General features: G+C 63.1%; 5 protein-coding genes and 1 pseudogene. 4 read left to right on the plus strand and 2 right to left on the minus strand.

All coding sequences use genetic code 11. The features are described 5' to 3' along the window. A pseudogene (locus QZ079_RS08105) lies at positions 1–221 on the minus strand (BadF/BadG/BcrA/BcrD type ATPase); the annotation flags it as partial. Positions 222–533: 312 nt separating this feature from the next. Between QZ079_RS08105 and aspS the strand changes: the two are divergent. After that, complete coding sequence (gene aspS, locus QZ079_RS08110) at positions 534–2,288, plus strand: aspartate--tRNA ligase (RefSeq protein WP_297037356.1); 1,755 nt, start codon at positions 534–536, stop codon at positions 2,286–2,288. A gap of 155 nt (positions 2,289–2,443) precedes the next feature. On the opposite strand, the gene QZ079_RS08115 is transcribed toward aspS, so the two are convergent. Continuing rightward, entirely contained in the window at positions 2,444–2,827 is a 384-nt protein-coding gene (locus tag QZ079_RS08115) for a VOC family protein (RefSeq protein ID WP_297037353.1), read from the minus strand. Between the two features lie 255 nt (positions 2,828–3,082). On the opposite strand from QZ079_RS08115, the gene QZ079_RS08120 reads away from it, so the two are divergent. The 3 genes from QZ079_RS08120 to QZ079_RS08130 form a co-directional block, all read left to right on the plus strand. Then, positions 3,083–3,322: a FeoA family protein gene (locus tag QZ079_RS08120; RefSeq protein ID WP_291289679.1), complete on the plus strand. Its 240-nt coding sequence runs from the start codon at positions 3,083–3,085 to the stop codon at positions 3,320–3,322. A gap of 59 nt (positions 3,323–3,381) precedes the next feature. Further along, positions 3,382–3,603, plus strand: a complete 222-nt coding sequence (locus QZ079_RS08125) for a FeoA family protein (RefSeq protein ID WP_291289919.1) — start codon at positions 3,382–3,384, stop codon at positions 3,601–3,603. 257 nt (positions 3,604–3,860) lie between these two features. Further along, positions 3,861–4,890 (plus strand): ferrous iron transporter B (locus QZ079_RS08130; RefSeq protein ID WP_297037355.1); only part of this gene is annotated, 1,030 nt, incomplete at its 3' end.

Consider the following 4,890-nt stretch of genomic DNA (forward strand, 5'->3'; position numbering starts at 1 on the left):
CCGTAGCCGCAGATGCCGAACCCTATGCCGTATTCGTCACCCAGCAAGCCGGACGCTTCGGCTCTCTGCACGCCCTCGTTGAATACGCGGCGCATACCGGCGAAGCCGACCTGCGCGTAATGGCAGGTGGGAAGCTCGAAACGATCGAGCTGCGACATGTTCTCGTCATACAGGGTGAACGCGGTCTTCGTGCCGCCGCCGTCGACGCCAAGCCAGCGCATATGAACGTGCTCCTTTCGCCGGAATCCTCCGTCTGATTCTCTCAGATTGGATGGCGTTGCGTTGCGTGGTTTTGCACTGCGGTGGCACGCAATGTAAACATTGCAAAAAGCGCCGCGCATGCCGTGCGAGCGCGCCTGCAAGCTGGTAGTATGTCTCCTCGTGCGCCGAGCTGCGCTGTCTACACAGGCTCGGCGGTCTGTACGACGCCGTCCGTTCCGGCACGGGACGGCACAGATGAAAAGGAGGAACCTGTGGCAGAGACCCAGGCAGCGGCCGCATCGGCCGCGATGAACCCCGCAAACATCCATTCCATGCACACCCGTACCGCGGGCGAGCTGCGTCGTGAGAACATCGGCGAGGACGTCACGCTCACCGGTTGGGTGTGGCGCCGTCGCGATCATGGCGGGCTCATCTTCTGCGACCTGCGCGACCGCACGGGCATGACCCAGTGCACCTTCGACCCGGAGCACGCGGGCGGCGAGGCGTTCCATACCGCCGAGACCATGCGCCCCGAGTGGCCGATCCTCGTGCACGGCACCGTGATCGCCCGCGACGACGAGACGGTGAATTCGGCGCTCCCCACCGGCGAGATCGAAGTGCTTGTCGATCGCATCGAGGTGCTCGGGCGCTCCAAGACCCCGCCGTTCCAGATCGAGGACCGCATCGAGACTGCCGAAGATACGCGCTTGCGTTACCGCTACCTCGACCTGCGCCGTCCCGAGATGACTCGCCGCATCCAGCTGCGCAGCGATTTCACGTTCGCCATCCGCTCCGCCCTGCACAACCGCGCGTTCACCGAGGTCGAGACGCCGGCGCTCTTCAAGTCCACGCCCGAGGGCGCGCGCGACTTCATCGTGCCGAGCCGTCTGCAGCCCGGCAACTTCTACGCGCTGCCGCAGTCCCCGCAGCTCTTGAAGCAGCTCCTCATGGTGGGCGGCGTCGAGCGCTATTACCAAGTTGCGAAGTGCTTCCGCGACGAGGACCTGCGCGCCGACCGCCAGCCCGAGTTCACGCAGGTGGACATCGAGATGAGCTTCGTTGACCAGGACGACGTCATGGGCGCACTCGAGGATGTGCTCCAGGATGCGTTCGCGCAGATGGGCGTCGAGATGCCCACGCCGCTCCGTCGCCTGTCCTACTGGGACGCCATGGATACCTACGGCTCCGACAAGCCGGATACGCGCTACGGCATGATGCTCGTCGACCTCACCGACGTGTTCCGCGGATCCTCGTTCAAGGTGTTCTCGAGCGCCGCGAATACCGAGGGGCATGTGGTCAAGGCTATCAACGCCAAAGGTGCCGGTACGTGGCCGCGCGCGCAGATCGACAAGCTCTCCAAGGTGGCCGAGACGTTCGGCGCGAAGGGTCTCGCGTGGATCGCGTTCCGCGAGGACGGCTCGGTGAACAGTCCGATCGTGAAGTTCTTCAGCGATGAAGAGATGGCTGAGCTGCGTAGCCGCTGCGAGGTGGAGCCCGGTGACCTCGTGATGTTCGCCGCCGGTCCGCGCCTCGCCTCGGACGAGATCCTGGGCGGCATGCGCAGCCACATGGCGGACGCGCTCAACGTGCCGCGCGAGGGTCATGACTTCCTGTGGGTCGTCAATTTCCCGCTCTTCCACTGGGACGACGACGCCAAGCGCTACGAGGCCGAGCACCAGCCCTTCACCCAGCCGCACCTCGACGAGCTCGACCTGCTCGAGACCGACCCGCTCGCGATGGGCAGCTGCACGTACGACTTCGTCATGGACGGCTTTGAGGCCGGTGGCGGCGGCATGCGTATCCACGATTCCGAGCTGCAGCTCAAGATGCTCGAGTTCATGGGCTTCTCCGAGGAGCGCGCGAAGAGCCAGTTCGGCTTCCTCATGGAGGCGCTCACGTTCGGCGCCCCGCCCATGGGCGGCTTCGCGCTCGGTCTCGACCGCGTGTGCATGCTGCTGGCCGGCTGCGATTCCATCCGCGACGTCATGGCGTTCCCCAAGACCGCGAGCGGCTCCGACCTTATGAGCGCCGCGCCTAGCGAGGTTTCCCTGGCGCAGCTCAAGGAAGTCGGCTTGCGCATCGAGTAAGTGATACGTTCCGTTCGGGACCGAGATTCTCACTTCATCGCGAGATAACGAGGCGCCTTGGGATTCGTCCCGGGGCGCCTTTCGCTTTGCCGCGCGAGTATTTCCGCCCAGGGTCCAGGTTTTCACAGTTGCTTACGGGGCGGACGGCGCTTCTTCTATACCGTGATCTCGATCTGGTTGCCTTCAGCGTCGAGGATGCAGCTTTCGTAATAGCCGTCGCCGGTGGTGCGGGGACCGCTCAGCACCTCGTAGCCATCGGCGGCAAGCCGCGCGGTAAGAGCGTCGACCGCCGCGGTACTGCCCACGGAGAACGCCACATGTGCGTATCCCGTGCGCGCGGTGGGCTTCTCCAGCTCGGCCAGGTCCGGCCGCGTCATAATCTCGAGCCGCGCGCCGTCGTCGAACGTGAGGAAATAGGAGCGGAATCCCGTGCGCACGTTGTGATAGGGGGTGCCTGCGTGCGCATCAAAGTAGTGTTCGAAAAACGCGCGCGCGGCCTCAAGGTCCTGCACGTACAGCGCGACATGTTCGATGCGCATGATTCCTCCCAGGAAGGTGAGTGAGCATTTCAGTCCAAGACCCAGCTTCCTTTCAGGGTAGCATGTGTGAGAAGTAAGCTATTGTTACCTTTTTGTTAGCGAAGGCTAATTCCCTCTTCCAAAGAACGCTTGCTCATGATAGTTTACTTAGGTGAACAAACGAGGCACGTAAGGGACTCCACAGGGAAGCTTTTCTCTCGGCGTTCTCGCCTCGTAGTTCACCGTGGGCGAAGGGTGAAAGACGAAGGAGCAAGCATGGCACAGGGATCGGGCATGCCGGCGATGCCGCTGTCCTTTGCGCGCAGCGGCGACGACGTCACGGTCGCGCGCGTGCGGGGTAACGATGCCATCAAGCGGCACCTTGAGAACCTCGGGTTTGTCGAAGGGTCTCGGGTGCACGTGGTGAGTGCGAGTGGCAGCAACATCATCGTCATGGTGAAGGGCGCCCGCTTTGGCCTGGACGCCAAGGTTGCCGCCCACGTTATGACCGCGTAACCAACCCGCGGTGCGCCATCGAGCGCAGCGCGGATGCGAAGGCATAGGAAGGGGGAAGCATGAAAACGCTGGGAGATGTGCAGGTGGGGGATTCGTCCACCATCGTGAAGCTGCACGGTACGGGCGCGCTACGGCGTCACCTCATGGATCTGGGGCTCATCAAGGGCACGCCGTTCACCGTGGTGAAGGTCGCTCCGCTGGGCGACCCGGTCGAGATCACCGTGCGTGGCTACGAGCTCTCGATTCGCAAGGAAGAGGCGGCGATCGTCGAGGTGCAGTAGGCGCGACGGTCACGCGCGAAGGCGCGTATTTTTTTGATGGCAGAGTTAGCCCAACGCAACATGTTGACAAGACGGGGAGCGGGAAACGACGCGTGTCAACCCATCCCAAATGAGTCATATGCGGAACGGCGACTCGGCAACTGAAGAAGTTTCAAAGCCAGGGGAGGCCAGCAGGCACACGGGTTGAAAGGGGTTGAAAGGAACACGTCCCCAGCCAACCCATTCGGCGAGCGCCTTCCCCAGGAAAGAAGGAATGCATGGCAGCTTCACAGCTTCATGTCGCGTTGGCGGGCAACCCCAACTGCGGCAAGACGACACTCTTCAACCTCATTACCGGTCAAAACGGCTACGTAGGCAACTGGCCGGGCGTGACGGTCGAGAAGAAGGAGGCCAAGCTCTCGCGCGACAAAAGCGTGACTGTGACCGACCTTCCCGGTATCTATTCGCTTTCCCCCTATAGCCCCGAGGAGCGCGTGAGCCGCGACTATCTCATGAGCGGCGAGCCCGACGTGGTGATCCAGCTCCTCGACGCCACGAACCTCGAGCGCAACCTCTACCTCGCGCTGCAGGTCATCGAGACGGGCCTGCCCGTGGTCGTGGCGCTCAACATGGCCGACCTCGTGGAGAAGAACGGCGACAAGATCGACACTAAGGCGCTTTCGCGCCGCCTGGGTGCACCGGTCGTCATGGTCTCCGCGCTGCGGAACACCGGCATCGACGAGCTCATCGCCGAGGCTAAGCGAGCCGCCGCTACGAAGGATGCCGTGCCAGAGCACAAGTTCGACTCGGCGATCGAGGATGTCCTCAACAAGATCGAAGCCGAGCTTCCCGGTTCGGTGCCGGCAAACAAGCGCCGCTACTTTGCGGTGAAGCTCTTCGAACGCGACGAGGACGCCGCGCGCTCCATTAACCTCACCAAGGACGGTGCCGCCCGCGTCGAGGCGCTCGTCTCCCAGTGCGAGCAGGATTGCGACGACGATGCCGAATCCATCATCACGGGCGAGCGCTACGCGGTGATTGCGCACATCATGGACGAGTGCGTGAAGAAGGCCGCCGCGCGCATGAGCATCTCTGAGAAGATCGACCGCGTGGTCACGAACCGTATCCTGGGTCTGCCGCTCTTCATCCTCATCATGTGGGCAGTGTACGCCATTGCCACCGGTGCGAACGCGTTCGGCACGGCCGGCACGGACTGGGTGAACGACAACCTCTTTGGCGAGGGTTTCGAGCTCTTCGGCATGGCATTCCCGTCCATCCCCGGCGTCATCGAGGGCTGGCTTGCTGCTG

This window comes from uncultured Enorma sp., assembly GCA_905210055.1.
Lineage (GTDB): Bacteria > Actinomycetota > Coriobacteriia > Coriobacteriales > Coriobacteriaceae > Enorma.

Coding starts and splice junctions, on each gene's coding strand:
- aspS (WP_297037356.1), top strand. CDS start 534: ATGCACACCCGTACCGCGGGCGAGCTGCGTCGTGAGAACATCGGCGAG.
- QZ079_RS08115 (WP_297037353.1), bottom strand. CDS start 2,827: ATGCGCATCGAACATGTCGCGCTGTACGTGCAGGACCTTGAGGCCGCG.
- QZ079_RS08120 (WP_291289679.1), top strand. CDS start 3,083: ATGGCACAGGGATCGGGCATGCCGGCGATGCCGCTGTCCTTTGCGCGC.
- QZ079_RS08125 (WP_291289919.1), top strand. CDS start 3,382: ATGAAAACGCTGGGAGATGTGCAGGTGGGGGATTCGTCCACCATCGTG.